General features: G+C 70.7%; 15 protein-coding genes and 2 pseudogenes. 11 read left to right on the forward strand and 6 right to left on the reverse strand.

The window, feature by feature from the left end; all coding sequences use genetic code 11:
* Window positions 1–14: 14 nt before the first annotated feature.
* Window positions 15–2123, reverse strand: a complete 2109-nt coding sequence (locus QFZ67_RS06925; protein WP_307660212.1) for a phage holin family protein — start codon at window positions 2121–2123, stop codon at window positions 15–17.
* A gap of 82 nt (window positions 2124–2205) precedes the next feature.
* Window positions 2206–2610, reverse strand: coding sequence for a hypothetical protein (locus QFZ67_RS06930; protein ID WP_307660213.1), 405 nt, complete (start codon window positions 2608–2610; stop codon window positions 2206–2208).
* Between the two features lie 116 nt (window positions 2611–2726).
* Between QFZ67_RS06930 and QFZ67_RS06935 the strand changes: the two genes are divergently transcribed.
* Together QFZ67_RS06935 and QFZ67_RS06940 are read left to right on the forward strand one after the other, a co-directional pair.
* On the forward strand, window positions 2727–3509 hold the full coding sequence (locus QFZ67_RS06935) for an MBL fold metallo-hydrolase (protein ID WP_307660214.1): 783 nt from the start codon (window positions 2727–2729) through the stop codon (window positions 3507–3509).
* Window positions 3506–4162, forward strand: coding sequence for a DedA family protein (locus QFZ67_RS06940; RefSeq protein ID WP_307660215.1), 657 nt, complete (start codon window positions 3506–3508; stop codon window positions 4160–4162). Before QFZ67_RS06935 ends, QFZ67_RS06940 begins: the two co-directional genes overlap by 4 nt.
* Here QFZ67_RS06940 and QFZ67_RS06945 read toward each other — a convergent pair.
* From QFZ67_RS06945 to QFZ67_RS06960, 4 genes are all read right to left on the reverse strand, one after another.
* Window positions 4142–5176 (reverse strand): MBL fold metallo-hydrolase, encoded by a 1035-nt coding sequence (locus tag QFZ67_RS06945; RefSeq protein ID WP_307660216.1) that lies wholly within the window; start codon window positions 5174–5176, stop codon window positions 4142–4144. The genes QFZ67_RS06940 and QFZ67_RS06945 overlap by 21 nt on opposite strands.
* A gap of 12 nt (window positions 5177–5188) precedes the next feature.
* Complete coding sequence (locus tag QFZ67_RS06950; protein WP_307660217.1) at window positions 5189–6406, reverse strand: aminotransferase class I/II-fold pyridoxal phosphate-dependent enzyme; 1218 nt, start codon at window positions 6404–6406, stop codon at window positions 5189–5191.
* 125 nt (window positions 6407–6531) lie between these two features.
* The gene (locus tag QFZ67_RS06955) at window positions 6532–7020 is read right to left on the reverse strand and encodes a hypothetical protein (RefSeq protein ID WP_307660218.1); all 489 of its coding nucleotides are present in this window, start codon (window positions 7018–7020) and stop codon (window positions 6532–6534) included.
* Between the two features lie 177 nt (window positions 7021–7197).
* On the reverse strand, window positions 7198–8484 hold the full coding sequence (locus QFZ67_RS06960) for an aspartate ammonia-lyase (RefSeq protein ID WP_307660219.1): 1287 nt from the start codon (window positions 8482–8484) through the stop codon (window positions 7198–7200).
* A gap of 375 nt (window positions 8485–8859) precedes the next feature.
* Between QFZ67_RS06960 and QFZ67_RS06965 the strand changes: the two genes are divergently transcribed.
* From QFZ67_RS06965 to QFZ67_RS07005, 9 genes and pseudogenes are all read left to right on the forward strand, one after another.
* Entirely contained in the window at window positions 8860–10359 is a 1500-nt protein-coding gene (locus tag QFZ67_RS06965; protein ID WP_307660220.1) for a bifunctional phosphatase PAP2/diacylglycerol kinase family protein, read from the forward strand.
* A gap of 97 nt (window positions 10360–10456) precedes the next feature.
* A pseudogene (locus tag QFZ67_RS06970) lies at window positions 10457–10885 on the forward strand (N-acetyltransferase family protein); the annotation flags it as partial.
* Between the two features lie 69 nt (window positions 10886–10954).
* Window positions 10955–11491: a GNAT family N-acetyltransferase gene (locus QFZ67_RS06975; RefSeq protein ID WP_307665752.1), complete on the forward strand. Its 537-nt coding sequence runs from the start codon at window positions 10955–10957 to the stop codon at window positions 11489–11491.
* A 168-nt stretch (window positions 11492–11659) separates the two neighbouring features.
* Complete coding sequence (locus QFZ67_RS06980) at window positions 11660–12169, forward strand: helix-turn-helix domain-containing protein (protein WP_307665753.1); 510 nt, start codon at window positions 11660–11662, stop codon at window positions 12167–12169.
* A 49-nt stretch (window positions 12170–12218) separates the two neighbouring features.
* Entirely contained in the window at window positions 12219–12692 is a 474-nt protein-coding gene (locus tag QFZ67_RS06985; RefSeq protein ID WP_307665754.1) for a transposase, read from the forward strand.
* Between the two features lie 310 nt (window positions 12693–13002).
* Window positions 13003–13824: pseudogene (locus QFZ67_RS06990) on the forward strand (MFS transporter); the annotation flags it as partial.
* 748 nt (window positions 13825–14572) lie between these two features.
* Window positions 14573–15433, forward strand: coding sequence for a hypothetical protein (locus QFZ67_RS06995; protein ID WP_307660221.1), 861 nt, complete (start codon window positions 14573–14575; stop codon window positions 15431–15433).
* On the forward strand, window positions 15430–16878 hold the full coding sequence (locus QFZ67_RS07000) for an ABC transporter substrate-binding protein (RefSeq protein WP_307660222.1): 1449 nt from the start codon (window positions 15430–15432) through the stop codon (window positions 16876–16878). The genes QFZ67_RS06995 and QFZ67_RS07000 overlap by 4 nt, the downstream gene beginning before the upstream one ends.
* The gene (locus QFZ67_RS07005) at window positions 16875–17771 is read left to right on the forward strand and encodes a branched-chain amino acid ABC transporter permease (RefSeq protein ID WP_307660223.1); all 897 of its coding nucleotides are present in this window, start codon (window positions 16875–16877) and stop codon (window positions 17769–17771) included. Before QFZ67_RS07000 ends, QFZ67_RS07005 begins: the two co-directional genes overlap by 4 nt.
* Window positions 17772–17821 lie beyond the last annotated feature (50 nt).

The following is a 17821-nucleotide window of genomic DNA, read 5'->3' on the forward strand; positions in this document are numbered from 1 at the left end:
CCGGACGGATGGTTCTACGGCAGTCCCTGACCTGGCCCGTCCTGCCTGGCCGCCTCCAGCGGCCCGATCGGCACCTGCGGACCCTGGCACTCGCGCAGCCAGCGCCGCAGCACCCGGTGTACGCGCTCGGCGCCGACCAGTTCCGCGCCCGGCTCACCCGGCGCGCCCGGCGAGAGGGGCGCCGACAGGTCGAGCGGCGACAGCAGGAAGGGCTGGGACTGTTCACCTCCGAGCCCGCCGTGCGAGCCGATCTGCTCCTCGAAGGCGTGCACGTTGCCCCGCCCGGGGTCGTACATCGAGTTGACCATGATGTCGGCGACGTGCGGGAAGCTGTCGGTACGGCGTACGGCTTCGGCCGCGCCCGGGCCGAAGGCCGCCAGCGGCCCGTCGTCGGACAGCTCGGTGACGGGCACCTCCGCGCCGCCCGGGCAGAGCACCAGCGAGCCGTGCTCCTCGCTGCCCACCAGCAGGAAGCCGATGCCCGGGTGGTTGGCGAGCGTGCTCAGCAGCGCCGGGTGGCGGCGCTCGATCTGTTCGCGGCTGAGGCGCTCGGCCGTGTCGGGGAAGGAGATCAGCGCGAGGTTCCCGGAGGCGAGCACGATCGGGTCGGAGCCCGGCTCCGGACGCTCGTCCTCACCATCCGCCAGCCGCCGGTGCAGCGCGCTCCGCAGGGCGTCGCCCGCCGCGTCGCGGGCCTCCGCGCCGCTCTTGGAACGTTCCGCCCGGCGCGAGACGGGCAGTCCGCAACCCGCGCGCACGAGGTCCTTGAGGGTCAGTCCGTATGCGCCCTCGAAGGTCTCCCCCGGGCTCTGGCCGTGGTCGGAAAGCAGCACGATCCGGTAGCTGCGGGGCGCATGTTCAGCGACCTTCGCGATCAGCGCGATCGAACGGTCGAGGCGTTCGAGCACCAGCGACGCGTCCCGGCTGTGCGGCCCTGAGTGGTGCGCCACTTCGTCGTACGCGACGAGGTCGGCGTAGACGGCGGTACGTCCGGCGAGCATGTCCCCCATCACCGCGGCGACCACCACATCCCGCTCGACGACGGTCGCGAACGCCCGGATGAAGGGGTAGAGCCCGCCGCGCCCGACCCGCGGCCGGTCGCCGCGCAGCCGCGCCCGCGTCGACTGGCCGACCTCACGGGCTACTTCGGCGACGAAGGACAGCGCAGTGCGCACGGCGTTGGCGGGGTCGGAGAAGTACGCGAAGTAGCCGGCTCTGGAGCGGTTGGGCCGGCCGCGTCTGGCGGTCATGGACAGCACGAGCGCGAGCTCATCGGCGCCGCCGCTGAAGAGATTGCCGCGGCTGGCGCCGTCGACGGTGAGCAGCCCGCCGTCGCCGGTGCGCTCGATGGCGCGGCGCTGGAGTTCGGCGGCGCTCGCGGGCCGGTTGCAGACCATTACCCGGCCGCTGTCCTTCTCGTACCACCGGAAGGCCGGGACGTCGTGGTTGGAGCCGTGCAGGATGCCGAGCTGGCTGGCGCCGGTCTGGCTGGACCAGTCGGTGCGCCAGGGGCTGAGCCGGTGGGTCGTGCCGATCCAGCCCGCGACGGTGGGCATGAGACCGTCCTCGGCCGCGCCCCGCAGGACCTCGTGCCCGACCCCGTCGAGCTGCAGAAAGACCGTGCCGGGGGGTCCCGCACGGCTGCCGTCCTCGCCGCGTCGCCGTCTGCGCCGGTCGGCGAGCCGGGAGAGCCTGCGCCGGTAGGCGTTGTCGTCGCGGACGGCGAGCGCGGTGGAGGTCGCGGATGCGACGGCGGACATCACGGCGGCGACGACGACAGCGGTCTCGGGGTCGGCCGCGCCGCGCCCGTCGGGGATCAGCCAGAGCGCGATCAGCAGCAGCGAGCCGTTGAGGAAGAACACCAACAGGCCGAGCACCAGGGCGGATACGAGCAGCAGGGCCCGTACGACGACCGGCCAGACCAGCGCGGTCAGGAGACCGAAGGCGCCGGCGCCCCAGGCGGCGGTGACGGCGGTCCTGGTGATGCTGTCGCCGTCGTCGGACTGCAGCTGGAAGTCGGGCAGCAGCCCGGCGAGCGCCAGCATCGTCAGCGTGGACACCGCCCACACCACGATCACGCGCAACAGGGCTCTGCCGGCCGTACGCCATCGCCCTTCGCCCACGCTGTCTTCACCTCACCCTGTGATCAGGCCTCCAGCCTGGCACAGGGGCGGGCGCGATCCGGTGGCGCGCCCGGCGGCACCTTCAGCAGCCGTCGTAACCGGCCGTCGGCATGGAGAGTCTGCGATGGACACTGGCCTTCATCGCCGCGTCGTACGCCGGCTCGTCCAGGCCCGCGGTCTCCAGCGGCACGCCTCTGCGCTCGCACTCCGCGACGAAGCCCCGCACCGACGTCAACGCCCGTGCGAGCACGCGCTCGTTGGGCGCGACGAACATGTCCACGTGGCCGGCCGCGACATCGGTCCACAGCCCGCAGTGGTCGGGCCGCAGCCCGTAGAACAACAGCTGCCGGGTGACGACGAAGCCCTTGTCGGCGGCCCAGCGGGCGCACATCGCGTGCTGCGTGCGGGTGTCCACCAGAAATGGATCACGGTCGAGTTCCTCGAGGGGCGTCAGGCTGGCGATCGCCGCCACTTGTAAGCCGCCCATGGACATCCCCCCGTACGCTCGCCGTCGCCGCCGACCCTACTCCGCATCTACGCTCGTACGAGTACGAGGAACGGGACGGGCGAACGGGATCGCGAGCGGGAACGAGGAGGCACTGCGTGCCGGTGGAGGTCACCTGGTGGGGTCATGCCACCTGCACGGTCGAGGACTCCGGCGTCCGGGTGCTGACCGATCCGCTGTTCGTTCGCCGGCTAGCGCATCTGCGCAGGCGGCGCGGTGAGCTGCCGCCGCCCGAGGCCGCGAGAGCCGAGGCCGTCCTCGTCTCCCATCTCCACTCCGACCATCTGCATCTGCCGTCACTGGCCCGGCTCGCGCCCGGAACCCGTCTGGTGGTGCCGAGCGGTGCGGGGCGCTCGGTGCCGGGGCTGCGGCGGCTCGTCAGCTCCGCCGGGCTGCGGGTCACCGAGATGGCGCCGGGCGACGAGGTGCGGGTCGAGGACCTGGTGGTGCGGGCCGTGCCGGCGCTGCACGACGGGCGGCGGCTGCCGGTCGGGCCGCACCGTTCGCCCGCGCTCGGCTATGTGATCAGCGGTGAGGCGCGTACGTACTTCGCCGGGGACACCGGGCTCTTCGACTCGATGGCCAATGAGGTCGGCCGGGTGGATGTGGCGCTGCTGCCGGTCGGCGGCTGGGGGCCCTATCTCGGGCACGGGCATCTGAACCCGGACCGGGCGGCGCAGGCGCTGGCCTCGCTCGCGCCGCGCGCGGCCGTGCCGGTGCACTACGGCACGTACTGGCCGATCGGGATGGACGGGATCCGGCCGCACGAGTTCTACGCTCCGGGCGAGGAGTTCGTACGCAAGGCTGCGCGGCTGGCTCCGCAGGTGGCGGTGCACCGGCTGGTCCACGGCGAGCGGGTCAGACCGGAGGCCGCCCGGTGAGCTCCAAGCTGTCGGATGTCCTCGGGCAGCTGTCGCAAGTCGTGGGCGGGCTGCCGCCGGAGTCGACACAGCAGGCGGTCGGCTACCCGTCGCTGTTTCTGCTGGTGGCGCTGGGATCGCTGGTGCCGGTGGTGCCGACCGGGGCGGTGGTGAGTTCGGCGGCGGTGGTGGCCTTCCATCAAACGGCTCCGCTGGCGTTGCTGTTCGTCTTTCTGGTGGCGTCGTTCGCCGCGTTCCTGGGGGATGTGTCGCTCTACTGGCTCGGGCAGCGCGGGACCCGGTCCAAGAACGGCTCCCGGTGGCTGGCCGCGCTGCGCGACCGTGCCGCGCCCGACCGGATCGAGCAGGCGCGGCGCAAGCTGGACGAGCACGGGGTGACGGTGCTGGTGGTCTCCCGGCTGGTGCCGGCCGGGCGGATACCGGTGATGCTGGCCTGTCTGCTCGCCAGGATGCCGCTGCGCCGGTTCGTCCGTGGGGACGTCCCGGCGTGCCTCGCGTGGGCGGCGACGTACCAGTTGATCGGGATTCTGGGCGGCTCGCTGTTCGACGAGCCGTGGAAGGGTGTGGTGGCGGCGGTGGCGCTGACGGTGGTGATCAGCGGGGCTCCGGCGCTGTGGCGCAGGGTGCGGCGGTCACCCGGCCAGCAGGCGTGAGCCGCCGACCGGCAGGTCCCACAACTGCTCGCGCGGGCGGCCGGTGCGCTCCCAGGCGGCCCGCACCCGGGTGAGGGGCTCAAGGACCGGCTCCGCGGAGAGCACGAACGTCGCCCAGTGCATCGGGGCCATGTTCCGCGCTCCGAGGTCCTCGAAGGCGCACACCGCCTCCTCCGGATCGGTGTGCACATCGCTGAGCCACCAGCGCGGGTCATAGGCGCCGATCGGCAGCAGTGCCAGGTCGAGGCCGGGGTGGCGGAGGCCGATCTCCTTGAACCAGTGGCCGTATCCGGTGTCGCCCGCGAAGTAGACGGACTGGCCGAGCGGGTCGGTGAGCACCCAGCCGCCCCACAGCGAGCGGCAGGTGTCGATGAGGGTGCGCTTGGACCAGTGGTGGGCCGGTACGAAGTCGAAACGGACGGCGGCCAGTTCCGCGCCCTCCCACCAGTCGAGTTCGGTCACCCGGGTGAAGCGGCGGTGCCGGAACCAGCGGCCGAGCCCGGCCGGGGCGAACACCGGCGTATGGCGCGGGAGTCTTTTGAGTGTGGGGGCGTCCAGATGGTCGAAGTGGTTGTGGCTGATGACCACCGCGTCGACGGGCGGCAGGTCCTCCCAGCGCACCCCGACGGGCGTGATCCTGGCCGGGGTGCCGAAGATCCGGCGTGACCAGACGGGGTCGGTGAGGACGGTCAGCCCGCCGATGCTCAGCACCCAACTGGCGTGTCCGGCCCAGGTGACGGCGACGGTCGTGGTGTCCACGACGGGCAGCGGCCCCGGAGCGAAGGGCAGCTGCGGAATGTCCCTCAGGCCGTCGGGGCCGGGGCGCACCGCGCCCTCTCTGGCGAGGCGGGCCATGGCCCTTACGCCGGGGAGCGGAGCGGTTAGCCGGTCGGCGAAGGATCTCGGCCAGTGGCGGATCTCGCCGAGGGGGCGGGGTCGGGAACGGGGCCGTACGCCGCCCGGTGTGCTTGTCGACTGTCCCGAGTGCTCTGTCTGCTCCGTCTGTTCCGTCATCCGGGGCTCCGTTCAACGCAGTTCGTCGAAGGCCGTTCCAAGAATGCTCAACGCCCCGGCCACATACGGCAATTCCAGTGGTGCCGGTGAGGTGAGAGATTCCAGCCGCTGCTCGGGAGTCGCTCCCAGCAGCGGCCCGGTGGCCAGCCGCACCCGCAGCGCGCCCAGTTCGTCGCCGAACCGGTGTCCGCCGGGCACGGGCGCTCCGAGGCGGTGGGTCAGATACTCCTCCAGCTCCATGGAGTCGGTGACGCCCCGGTCGGCGAGACGGGCACGCAGCGGCCCGAGGTCCGCGTACAGATGGCGGCCGGCCTGCGGAGGGCGGGCCAGCGCGCCGGAGACGAGCACCGCGTGGTGCGCCGCGGCCGCCACGCGCGCGTGCAGCGCGGCCGCCTGCTCTGCCCTGTCGGTGACCGGTCCCGGCTCGTCCAGTGCGTGTGCGGCGGCTGCGGCGATCGGTTCCGCCACCACCGCGCCGAGTGCGGTGAGGATGTCGAGGGTCCTGGCCCGCCGGACGGCGCCCTCCTCGGTGGGCGGGAATCGGGCAATGGCCACCGGCCAGGAGTCGGGCGTGAGCCCGCCCGCCAGATCGCTGATGACGGTGACGTCGCCGGGGCACATCTCGGCGGGGCTGACCAGCACAGTCTCGTGCGGCTGGTGGATGGTGTCCCGCCAGGTCTCGTCGCTGATGATGTGCAGCCCTTCGCCCACCGCGGCCTCGCACGCCTCGCGCACGGTCTCGGGCGGGGCGACGGTCGCGGTGGGGTCGTCGGCGACGGAGAGCAGCAGCAGCCGGGGTCTGCCGCCCTCGGCGCGAACTCTGCGTACGGTCTCGAGCAGCGCGTACGGATCGGGCACGCCGCCGCACTCCGCCGGGGTCGGCACATGGTAGGCGGGCCGGCCGAGCAGCCGGGCCTGCGGAGTCCACCAGGCGGGGCACGGGCGGGGCATCAGCACATCCCCGCCGTACGCGCCGATCAGCGCGAACAGCAGGGGCTGCGCGCCGGACGCCGCCGCCACCTCCTCGGGGTGGGAGCGCAGCCCGCGCCGCCACCAGTAGCCGCAGGCCGCCTCCCGCAGTTCGGGGCCGCCGCCGGGCGGCTCGCCGGCGGCCCGGTCCGACGCGGCCGCGAGCACCGCGGCGAGCTCGGGCAGCACGGGCAGTCCGGACTCGGGGGCGGGCGGTCCGTATCGGACGGGGCCGTGGTCTTCCGGAGCCGTCCGCTGCATGCCGTCACCTCCGCTGCTCGCATCCCGGAACCACTGCCCGGCCCACGAGCCCTTTATACGGAGGTTTACGCGACCTCGCCGCGCGGGAGCTTCGAACGGGCGGGCGTCGGACGGGCGGGCGGGCGTCAGATCACCGCCCGGGTGCGGTAGGTCGCCAGCCCCCACTGCTGATCCACGATCAGTGCCAGTCCGTGGTCGGCGAAGACGGGCAGCAGCCGTTGGATCCGCGCCTTGAGTGCCCGAAGCGTCATGGGAAGGCAGGGTGCTCCCAGGAGCAGTCTCAGATGGTGGCAGCAGACGGGAGCCTGCGCTCTGGTGATCACGTTGAACAGGAGGCGCTGGCTGGCGGTGCCCCCTGCGGACGCACGCGGCACCGGCATTGGCGGGCAGCGCCTCAAGTCGGCATGGATGCGCCAGGCCAGCTCAGCGGCCGGTTTCTGCCGGTCGAGGACATCGAACGCCCCGGCGGTGAAAGCGGCGACGGCATCCCGCCCTTCGTGCCGCAGGACGGCGACGGGAGCGATCAAAGACGCGGCCCGGACGAGCCTTGCCAGCCCGTCAGCCTCCGCCGTGGGCACATCGAGCAGGATCATCGCCGGTCTTCGTTCCAGCATGGAGGCGCAGGCCGACTCGCTTCCCCAACGAACAGCGGCGTCGAGGGCGAGACCTGCATGCCCCAGCCTCCGGGCCAACGTCGAACTCGACGCCTCATCAACCGAGAGGAAGGTCGGCAGGTGTGCGCGGACCGGCGGGTCCGGATGGATGCGCCGTATCGTCTGGGTTTGCATCGCCTACGGGGCGATGCCGGTGGCGGCGGTGTGGCCGAGGTACGGGTTCAACGCGGTGACTAGGCCGATGGAGTGCACGACCGCAGCGCGCATGGCACCGGTGGCGGCTGTGATTCCCGCCGCACAGCGCTCGGCGAGTACGAGGCACGCGGTCCGCAGGTGGGTGATGCTCTCCGAGAGCGAATGGAAGATGACCGGTTCGAAGACGTTGCGCTGGAGCTGTCCGGCCTCCGCGGCCATGGTGACGGTGGCATCGTTGCCGATCACTTCGAAGGCGACCTGCTTGACGACTTCCGGGATGACCGCGGTGACCTCGACCGGCATGGTGCCGGAACCGGTCTGAGCGGCTGGGAGGTTGATCTCGTTCAGCTCTGCGCGGGGGCCGGAGGAGAGCAGGCGCAGGTCGTTGCAGCTCATGGAAAGCCTGACGGCGAAGCGCTTGAGCACGCCGGACAGATGGACGAAGGCACCGTAGCCCTGGGTGGCTTCCACCGGGTTGCCGGCGGTCACCACGGGCAGGCGGGTGATGTCGGCCAAGTGGCGGCAGGCGGCCTCGGCGTATCCGGCGGGAAGGTTGAGCCCCGTGCCGATGGCGGTGATCCCCAGGTTGATCTCGTGCACCGGGCTGACGGCCTCGGCGAGCCCACCCTGGTTCTCCTCCAGCATGACCGCGTACAGCGAGAATTCCTGGCCGAGGGTCATCGGCACGGCGTCCTCCGGCTGGGTGCGCACAGTCTTGAGTACGTCGCGGAACTCCTCGGCCTTGGCGGTGAAAGCCTCGCGCATGACCGACATCGCGGCCAGCAGCTCACTCACGGCGTTGATGGTGGCGACCTTGATCGCGGTCGGGTAGGCGTCGTTGGTGGAGTGACTGAGGTTGACGTCCTCGTTCGGGTGCAGGCTCCCGTACTCGCCCTTGGCGAGACCGAGGATCTCCAGCGCCCGGTTCGCGATCACCTCGTTGGCGTTCATGTTCGTCGAGGTCCCGGCTCTGCCCTGGACCACGTCGACGACGAACTGGCCGTGCAGGTGCCCGTTCCGGATCTCTCGGCAGGCGGCGACGATGGCCTGTGCCTTCTCCGTGGCGAGCAGGCCGAGTTCTTCGTTGGCGCGGGCTGCGGCCTCCTTCACCGCTGCAAGCGCGTCAACGAGGTGAGGGTAAGCGGAAATCGGCGTTCCGGTGGTGGGGAAGTTCTCGCACGCGCGCAGGGTCCGGATGCCCCAGTAGGCGTCGGCGGGCACCTCGCGGTCCCCGAGCAAGTCGTGTTCGGTGCGGTGGCCGGGAGTCATCGGTGCAGTCCTCCTTGATCGGGTGTAGTGCGAGTGCTGCGAGTGCTGCGCGTGCGGTGCTGCGGGCGGGTCCTGCACCCGAGGGTCTGTGCCTACGTCCAGAGGCCGGCGGTACGACGGGGGGCCAGGGGCCAGTGCCCCGAGAGCTCTCAGGCTGCCGACCGTGGTCGCGCTGCTCGGAGGGGAAACGCCGACTGGCGCGCCCGGCCCCACCTGTCTGGCTGTCTGACAGGTTTACGGGGCGATCCTGCGGGTCATCAGGAGGCGCTGTCAAGGGCTACGGCGGCGTGATCAAGCCATCTCGGACCTCGGCGCCGCGGTGGCTGCCGGCACCCGTCCCGCGTGGCGGCCGCGTCCACGGGGTACCCGCGATGCATGTCCGACACCTACGCACACACAAATCCGCAGGTCCGGGCGCACGTTGCGGCGCTGCTCAGCGGCTGGGACCGGCAACTCCTGCACGCCGTCGCCTCCCGGCACTGGCCCGGCGCCGAGCCGGTGCTGCCCCGGCTGAGCCGCAGCGCCAACCACGGCCTGCTGTGGTTCGGCGCGGCAGCCGGCATGGTGGCGCTGGGACGCGGGACACGCTCGCGCCGCGCCGCCGTACGGGGTGTGGCGTCCCTCGCCCTCGCCTCCGCCACCATCAACACCGTCGGCAAGCGTTCGGTGCTCAGGGCGCGGCCGGTGCTCGACGCGGTGCCGGTGATACGGCGGCTGAAGCGGCAGCCGTTCACGACGTCGTTCCCGTCCGGGCACGCCGCGTCGGCGGCGGCCTTCGCGACCGGCGTCGCGCTGGAGTCGAAAGGCTGGGGCGCGGTCGTCGCGCCCGTGGCCGCCGCCGTCGCCCTCTCGCGCGTCTACACGGGCGTGCACTACCCGAGCGATGTGCTGGTGGGCGCGGCGCTGGGCGTGGGTGCGGCCTTCGCGGTACGGGGCGCTGTGCCGACCAGGTCGCAGCTGCCCACCCCGGGCCGGCCGTTGACCGACGCGTCCGCGCTGCCCGGCGGGGAAGGGCTGGTGATCGTGGTCAACCGGCATGCGGGCTCGGCGGGTTCGGCGGCTCTCGTGCGCGAGACGATGCCGCTCGCCGAGGTCGTGGAGTGCGCGCCCGACGAGCTGTCGGCGGAGCTGGAGAAGGCGGCGGGCCGCTGCCGGGCGCTGGGCATCCTGGGCGGAGACGGCACGATCAACAAGGCGGCGACCGTCGCGGCCGCGCAGGGGATTCCGCTGGCCGTCTTCCCCGGCGGCACGTTCAACCACTTCGCGTACGACCTGGGCATCGAGTCGGTCCACGACACCTGCCGGGCCGTCGAGGGCGGCGAGGCCGTCCGCGTCGATCTGGGGCGCTTCACGCCGGGCCCGGACGGAACGCGGGCGGGCCACTTCCTGAACACCTTCAGCCTGGGCGTCTATCCGGAGCTGGTCCGCATCCGCGAGCGCTGGTCGCCGCGGATCGGCGGCTGGCCCGCCGGGGTGCTCGCGGCGGCGATTGTGCTGCGCGGCGAGCATCCGCTGGAGGCCGAGGTCCAGGGTCGGCGACGCCCCATGTGGCTGCTGTTCGCCGGGAACTCCATCTACCAACGGGTGGGTCCGACGCCCGGCCACCGGCTGGATCTGGCGGACGGCCTGCTCGATGTCCGGGTGGTGCACGGCGGCCGCTGGCCGGGGCTGCGGCTGCTGGCCGCCGCGCTCGCCGGTCCGCTGAGCCGCTCGCCGGTGCATGCGGCGCAGAAGCTGCGGCAGCTGCGGATCTCCGGGCTCGCGCCGGGCACTTTGCTGGCCTACGACGGTGAAGTCACGGTGGCCCCGCCGGAGTTGGTGGTGGACAAGGAGGCCGAGGCGCTCACGGTCTACCGCCCGCAAGCCCTGCTCTGAGCGCCCGCAAGCCCCGCTCCGAGCGCTCGCAGGTCGCTGCGGGCTTCCGCGGAAAACCCGATCGACGGGCTCAGGCTGCTTCGCGCACCATGAGCGCATGCAGATACGCCGCGCACAGACTCACGACGCAGCAGGCATCGCCGCGGTCCACGTACGGTCCTGGCAGGCGGCGTTCACCGGTCTCGTACCGCAGGAGCATCTCGACGCGCTCGCCCCCGCGCGGGAGGCCCTGGTCTGGACGGGCCGGCTCACCGAGCCCCGCAGGTCGGACGCGGGGGTGCTGGTCGCCGAGACCGACCAGGGGATCGTCGCCTTCGCCGGCTACGCACCGGCCCGCGCCGAAGGCACAGCGGAGATCGGCACGCTCTACGCCCTGCCGGAGCTCTGGGGCACGGGGGTCGGCAGGCGTCTGCTGGCGGCCGTCGTGGACCAGCTCACCAAGGCGGGCTGCACGCGCGCACAGCTGTGGGTGCTGGAGGCCAATGACCGCGCCCGGCGGTTCTACGAGGCCGCGGGCTGGCGTGCGGACGGCGCGGTCGAAGTGGACACGACCGGCGGCCGCCCGCTGATCAAACTGCGTTACCAGCGGCCCCTGTTGCGAACCGTCAGGGCCGAGCCCATCCGCACCGAACGGCTCGTTCTGCTGCCGCTCGCCGTCGCGCACGCGGACGAGATGGCGAAGGTCCTCGTCGACCCGGCCCTGCACACCTTCATCGGCGGCGGGCCGGAGACCGCCGATGCGCTGCGCTCGCGGTACGCCGGCATGCTCGCGGGCGCGCCCGATCCCGCCGTGTCCTGGTGCAACTGGGTCATCAGGCTGGAGGCTGAGTCCCGTCTCACGGGCACGGTCCAGGCGACGGTCGGCCCGTCAGGACGCGGCCGCAGCGCCGAGATCGCCTGGCTTGTCGGCACGCCCTGGCAGGGGCGGGGCATCGCCACCGAGGCGGCGCGGGCGCTCGTCGGCTGGCTCGCCGGGCGGTCGGTCCACACGGCGGTCGCCCATGTGCACCCGGACCATCTCGCCTCGGCGGCCGTCGCCGCCGCGGCCGGGCTGACACCGACCGACCGGGTACAGGACGGCGAGGTGAGATGGCAGGCGGCTCTCCCGGTTGGCACCCGGGCCCGGGCCTAGTGCTGGATTCCGCTTTGGTTGGGTATATGTCCTGGTGGCGGGGTGGTTCGGGTACTCGGGGGCGGGTGCTGGACGGTGGTGTTACGGGCACGGCAGAGCCGTGATGAGGACGAGCAGGCGATGGTCTGCAAGCTGGCGCGGGCTCGGAAGGCGCCGCGGGACCTGGTGATGCGGGCACAGATGATCGAGTTGAGCTGGTCCGGGCTGCGGGTGCCGGGGATCGCCGCGGAGTTGGGCTGCAGCCCCAAGACGGTGCGGTGCTGGCTGCACCGGTTCAACAGGTCAGGGGTGGAAGGCCTGGAGGATCTGGGCGGTCAGGGCCGCAAGCGCAGGATCACCGAAATCGAGCGGTCGAGGATTATCGCGTTGGTCAGGACGCCGCCTCCGGGACGTTTGACAGTGCAGCCGGGTGGTGACCTGGCAGCGGCAGATCAGTCCGGTGCGCCGGAGTGGACGCTCGATGCCCTCGCGGCTGTCGCTCGCGGGATGGGGATCGAGGTCAGTCGGTCCCAGGTCCGGCGGATTCTGCTGGCCGAGGGGGTGCGGTGGCGTCGCACGAGGTCGTGGACCAGGTCGAAGGACCCGGACTTCGCGGGAAAAGGACGCGGATCATCGAGCTCTACACCTGCCCGCCCGACGACGCGACGGTCCTCTGTGCCGACGAGCTCGGGCAGGTGATCCCCCGGACGTCCCGCCGGCGCCGGGCTGGTCGCCGGACGGACACCGCATCAAAGCCGAACTCGACTACAGCCGCGGGCCGGAGAAGACCTGGGTCTACGGAGCCCTGCGCGTCCGCGACGGGCAGCAGGTCACCATGACCGCACCGTCACGGAACAGCGTCTTCTACCAGCAGTTCCTGCAGAAAGTGGAGGACGCCAACCCCATCGGTGACATCTACGTGATCACCGACAACCTGTCCTCCCACAACAGCCTGTCCACCCGGACATGGTTGGAGGACCACCCCCGCATCCGGCACGTCTTCATCCCCGTCGGCGCCTGCTGGCTCAACCTGCAGGAAGGCTGGTGGCGGATCTTCCGCAAAGCCGCCCTGGCCGGCCAGTCCTTCGCCGGCCCGGACGAGATCACCCAAGCCACGGCCGTGGCCACCGCCCAGCTCAACGCCCGTGCCAGACCGTGGATCTGGGGCCGACCAGCCCCGCCCACCCGCCAACTACGACGCCGATACGTGTACTGCCTTTGAGGAATCCAGCACTAGTGCTTCTGAGCGGATGGCGTCTGAGTCCACGCGCCCAGCCCGCTCAGCCCAGGCACTCCGAGCGGTGCCCTCCTGCGGTCGTCTTCGGCTCCGGCCCGGCGTCCCATGACGCCGGGCCCACAGTGCTGTCCTGGCCCGAACCACCCATACCGCACAGGCGAAAGAACTCCTGCACAACCCGTTGACGTACATACCGTCCGGTCAGTACGTTCCCTGCAGTCGCGATGCCGCCCCCCCCCCCCCGCTCCCCCCCCACATCCCCCTCCCTTCCCCCCGCCCACCGGAGTGTGCACCCATGGACACTGCGCCTTCCGCAGTATCCGCTCACCCCCTCCCCAGCAAGGCCGCGGCCGACGACGCAAGGAGACGGCGCAAGGTGGCCACGGCCGCCGCTCTCGCCTCGGCCGTCGAGTGGTACGACTACTTCGTCTTCGGCATGGCAGCGGCGCTCGTCCTCGGCGAGCTCTACTTCCCCGCTGGCAGCCCCACCGCGGGGGCGCTGGCCTCCTTCGCCACGTTCGCCGTCGGCTTCCTGGCCCACCCCCTCGGCGGCGTCATCGCCGGCCATCTCGGTGACAAGCGCGGACGCAAACCGATGCTGGTGCTCGCGCTGGCCTTGATGGGCGTCGCCACGACGGGCATCGGGCTGCTCCCCACGTACGCCACGATCGGCATCGCCGCCCCCTTGCTGCTCGTCGTGTTGCGCGTCATGCAGGGCATAGCCGTCGGTGCCCAGTGGGGCGGCGCGATGCTGCTCGCCACCGAGTACGCCCCCGAGGGGAAGCGCGGGGTCTACGGCAGTGTCGTCCAGCTCGGCGTTCCCATCGGCGTCGTGACCGCCAACTCGGTCTTCCTACTGGCCGGCGCGTTCACCAGTGAAACCGCCTTCGCCGCCTGGGGCTGGCGCGTGCCGTTCATCGTCGGTTTCTTCGTGCTGGGCCTTGCCTGCTACATCCACACCAGGGTCGAGGAGACTCCCGAGTTCCGAGCCGCCGAACGGGCCCTGACCGAGAAGGAGAAGAGCGAGCAGAGCTCCATGCTGCGGACCATCCTGCGCGGGCATCTCGGCACGGTGCTGCTGGCCGGCGGATCGTTCGCCGTGAATACCGCCACCTTCCGTACCCGCCGCCCTGCGCGCCATGGAAACTCTTGTCGCATTCGACCTGAACAAGGTCCGCGACAACAACGCCCGCATCGCCGAGCTCTACCGGCGCGCAGAACCCGACCTGGCGATCATCTGTGCCCACGACCCGGCACTTTACGAAAAGATGTCGCAGGCGTGTAACTGACGCCATGGTGGGCGCCGTACGCAGCGCGCCCACTCATGCTGGAACAGCCGACGGCCTTGTCGACCAGTGCGTATGTCAGTTCCGGGTGCACGTCGCCTGCAAGACGCCGACTGGCCCGGCGCGACCACGATGCGGATGCGCTCTGGATGTCGCCAGTGAGGGCAGACTTCTGGGTCGCCTCAGTGACCCGGTGTTCCTCGATGCCCGCGGGCCAGCGTGCTACCTCAAGTCGTGGGAGACCGAAATCGGGCTCTTGACTGTTCGTTGACGCGACTAGGTCCGCTACATAATTTGCCAGCCTCCAAGCAATTCAGTTCAACAGTGTAGTTGGACTAGCCAAGGAGACAGATGTCTAATCCCAGCAGTCTCGGCGCCGGGTTCGCCGCATCGTGCGCCGTACTCCTCAGTGCGGCCGCACCGGTCAGCGCGGCACCCGCCGTTGAGCCGGGCCCCTCCATCGGAGGAAAGGTTTATCAGGCGGGTTGGTGGTGGAGGAGCAACGACGAGAACGAGATCGACAAATCGGGCCTCGTCGCTCGGCCTGAGCCGACGCCGCCGAATGTGCCGGCCGGTGCGATGACCGTGGCGGCGGTCAATGGTGCCGAGGAGATGGTCGCGGCCATCGAGTTCGCGCTGAAGTACGGCCCGGGCGCGGATGTGACCTCGTTCGATGTGGTGCTGAGGGAATCGTCCGCCCCCGACTCGAACGTGAACTCCGACGGCGAGGACGTCAAGGTCGTGGCGTGCCCTGTCACGGATGCGTTCTGGGCCAAGGCCGAGGGTGGAAAGTGGTCGTCGCGGCCAGCTTACGACTGTGAAAGCGCCGCTGCTGCCGGCAAACGCGACAAGGACGGGATCTGGCACTTCGACCTCACGTCGATCGCACGGCTCTGGCTAGCACAGGACAGTCAGCTACCCACCTCGATCGCCCTCGTGGAGCAGGTCGAGGCGCCGATGAGTTTCCAGGTGACCTGGGACGGGCCGTCGGACAAGGGCATCGGCATGAAGCTGGTGGCGACCGGGGGAGCGACACCTCAACCGCCGGCTGCCATACCGGCGGACAGCGGGACGACGGGCGATTCGGGCGCGGTCGACACAGGTGCCGGTACGGACTTCTCCGGGGAAGTACCGGCGGATGCAGGAACCATGCCAGATGACGCCACGGCACCGGCCGCCACGGAAGCCCAGGACGTGGCCCGCAGTAGCGGGCTGCGGTCGCCGGCTGCGGCCACCCCGGTGACGCACGTGGGCTCAATGCTGGAGGACATCCCCGGCGGAGTTCTCTTCCTGATCCCGGTCGGGCTCGGGCTCGCCTATGCGGTGATGTTCGCGCTCGGCCCGAACGGTGAGCCGGTGCTGTCCGGTGCGCGCCACGGTGTGGGCCGCGCGCTCGACCAACTCCGGGTGATCAAGACGTTTTTCAAGGAGGCGCAGTGATCCGGCGACGGTCGAGGCAGATCGGTATCGCAGCGGTGGCGCTGGCGTTTGCGGTGGTCTCGGGCTGCGGGCAGAAGCCGGGCGTGAGCGGGCTTTACGCCGGGCCGAATGGACCGAGTGGACAGGGCACCGCTGCAGGTGCGCTCGGAGGGGTTGGTACGGACGGTCAGCCGGTTGACCCAGGCGCCCTGGACACCGGCGCGCAGGGCGTGGGTGCGGGCGCTGGCACAGACGCCGCCGGTCCCGGTACCGGGACCGGGACGGGCACTGGGGGTACCGGTGACAGGGGCGGCAGCGGTGGCGGCACCAGCGGGCCGGTGCCGCCGGGTATCGGCGATGCCACGCCGCTGAAGCCGGGCGAGCCGATCAAGATCGGCGTGCACGCACCGGTGACAGGCGCGGCGGCGGTCCCCCAGAACTCGATCGAGCGCGCGGTGGGCGTGTACGCCGACTACATCAACAAGAAGGGCGGGATCAACGGGCGGAAGCTCCAGGTCAAGCTCGAGAACGACAACTTCGACCCGTCGACTGCGGTATCGAAGTGCAAGAGCTTCATCGAACAGAAGTACTTCCTGGTCATCGGTTCCGCCGGTGCCGACCAGATCGACGCCTGCGCGCGCTACGCGAACTCCCGGCAGTGGCCCTACATCTCGGGCGGTGTGCATGAGTCCAATCCGCGTCTCGGTTCACTGAACGCGCTGCGGACTTACTTCGCGGCCTACCTCACCTACGAGCAGCAGGCGCCGATGATCACACGTGAGATGAGGGCGGCCTTCTCCGGGCAGAAAGTCGGGCTGATCGTCGCGGAGAACGATAATCTGGACAACTACGCGAAGATACAGGGCAATTCACTGAAGCAGGCGTTCGGAACCAAACTCGTGCTGAACGACCGCGCTCCGAAGAAGATCCAGTCCGAAGCGGCGTCGATCGCGGCGAAGATTTGCAACAGCGGTGCGAAGGCGGTCGTGTGGAACGCGAGCCCTGGCGGCCTGGTGAATGTGTCCAAGGCGCTGACGTGCAGCGTGAAGTTCTACGGTCCCGGGAACACGAGCGGGCTGAACCTGGTCGCCACGGGTGGATGTCCGCAGATCAACGGCGCCCGGTTCTTCTCGTCATTCCCGCAACTGGACAGGATAGACGCGATCGACCCCGAGTTCCGGAAAGCGTATAAGGCGAAGAACGGTGGAGCTGATCCGGACGATATCGCAATCAATGCCTGGGGCCTCGAGAAGCTGGTCGGTCAGATGCTCCAGGCGGCCGGCAAGAACCTGAGCCACCGCACGTTCATGGCGACGCTCAACAGTGGCAAGACCTTCGACTCCGGGGTGTTCCCGTCGGCCAAGTTCGCACCGAACAAGAAGTTCGGCGGCAGCGCGATGTACCTGCTGGAAGCCGACTGTGGTTCGCGGCAGTACAAGACCCGGCCCGGGAGGTACAAGCAGTGAGCCAGGAGCTGGTCGTCGCCCTGGTCAACGGGTTGTTCCGGGGCAGTGTGTACGCGTTGGTAGCGCTGGGCATCGTGCTGGTGTACCGCGCGACCGGTGTGTTCAACTTCGCGCAGACGGAGTTCGGCACCACCGGCTTGTTCGCAGCCTTCGTGGCCGTGGAAATGTGGCACTGGGACTACGCGCTGGGCCTGCTGTTCGGCATATCCGTGGCCGTCGTCATGGGGCTGGTGACGGAGCGAGTGGTGATCCGTCCGTTGCAGCACAGCTCGAAGGTGACGCTGCTGGTAGGTACCGCCGGTGTCGCGACGACCGCGATCGGCATCCAGTTCTGGCTCACCAACGAGCAGCCGATCCGGGAGATGCCGCCGATCGTCGAGGGCTCGATCGCCACGGTTCTGGGAGTCGCCATCACCAGCCAGAAGGTGATCACAGTGCTGGTACTGATCGCGGTGGCGCTGGCGCTGGCGGCGTTCTTCCGGTCGCCGTCCGGGCTGGCGATCCAGGCCGCGCAGCAGGAGGCCACCGCCGCCGAACTGGTGGGCATCAGCGTGCGCCGGGTGTCGATGATGACATGGGGAATCGCCGCGGCCCTTGGTGGGCTGGCGGGGATCCTGTCGGGTCCCAACGACACCTTCACCGCGGCGTTCCTCACCTTCGGCGGCGGTGCGGCGCTGCTGCCCGGCCTCATGGCCGCGGTGCTCGCCGGGATGCGCAGCATGCCCGGGGCGCTGGCCGGCGGCCTTCTGGTGGGCTTCGTGGAGCAGTTGGGGGCGCTCAGCGCGCTGGCCGGCCTGCCCGGGCCGAAGGCGGCGATCCTTTTCGTGTTCCTGCTGGTAGTCCTGCTGCTTCGCCCAGAGGGCCTGTTCGCGCGAAAGGTGGTCGGCGCATGAGTGCGGTACAGGCATCGCCCGGCAAGGAGGCGTCCGCCGAGAGCACGCTC

The sequence above is a fragment of the Streptomyces sp. V1I1 genome, assembly GCF_030817355.1.
GTDB lineage: Bacteria > Actinomycetota > Actinomycetes > Streptomycetales > Streptomycetaceae > Streptomyces.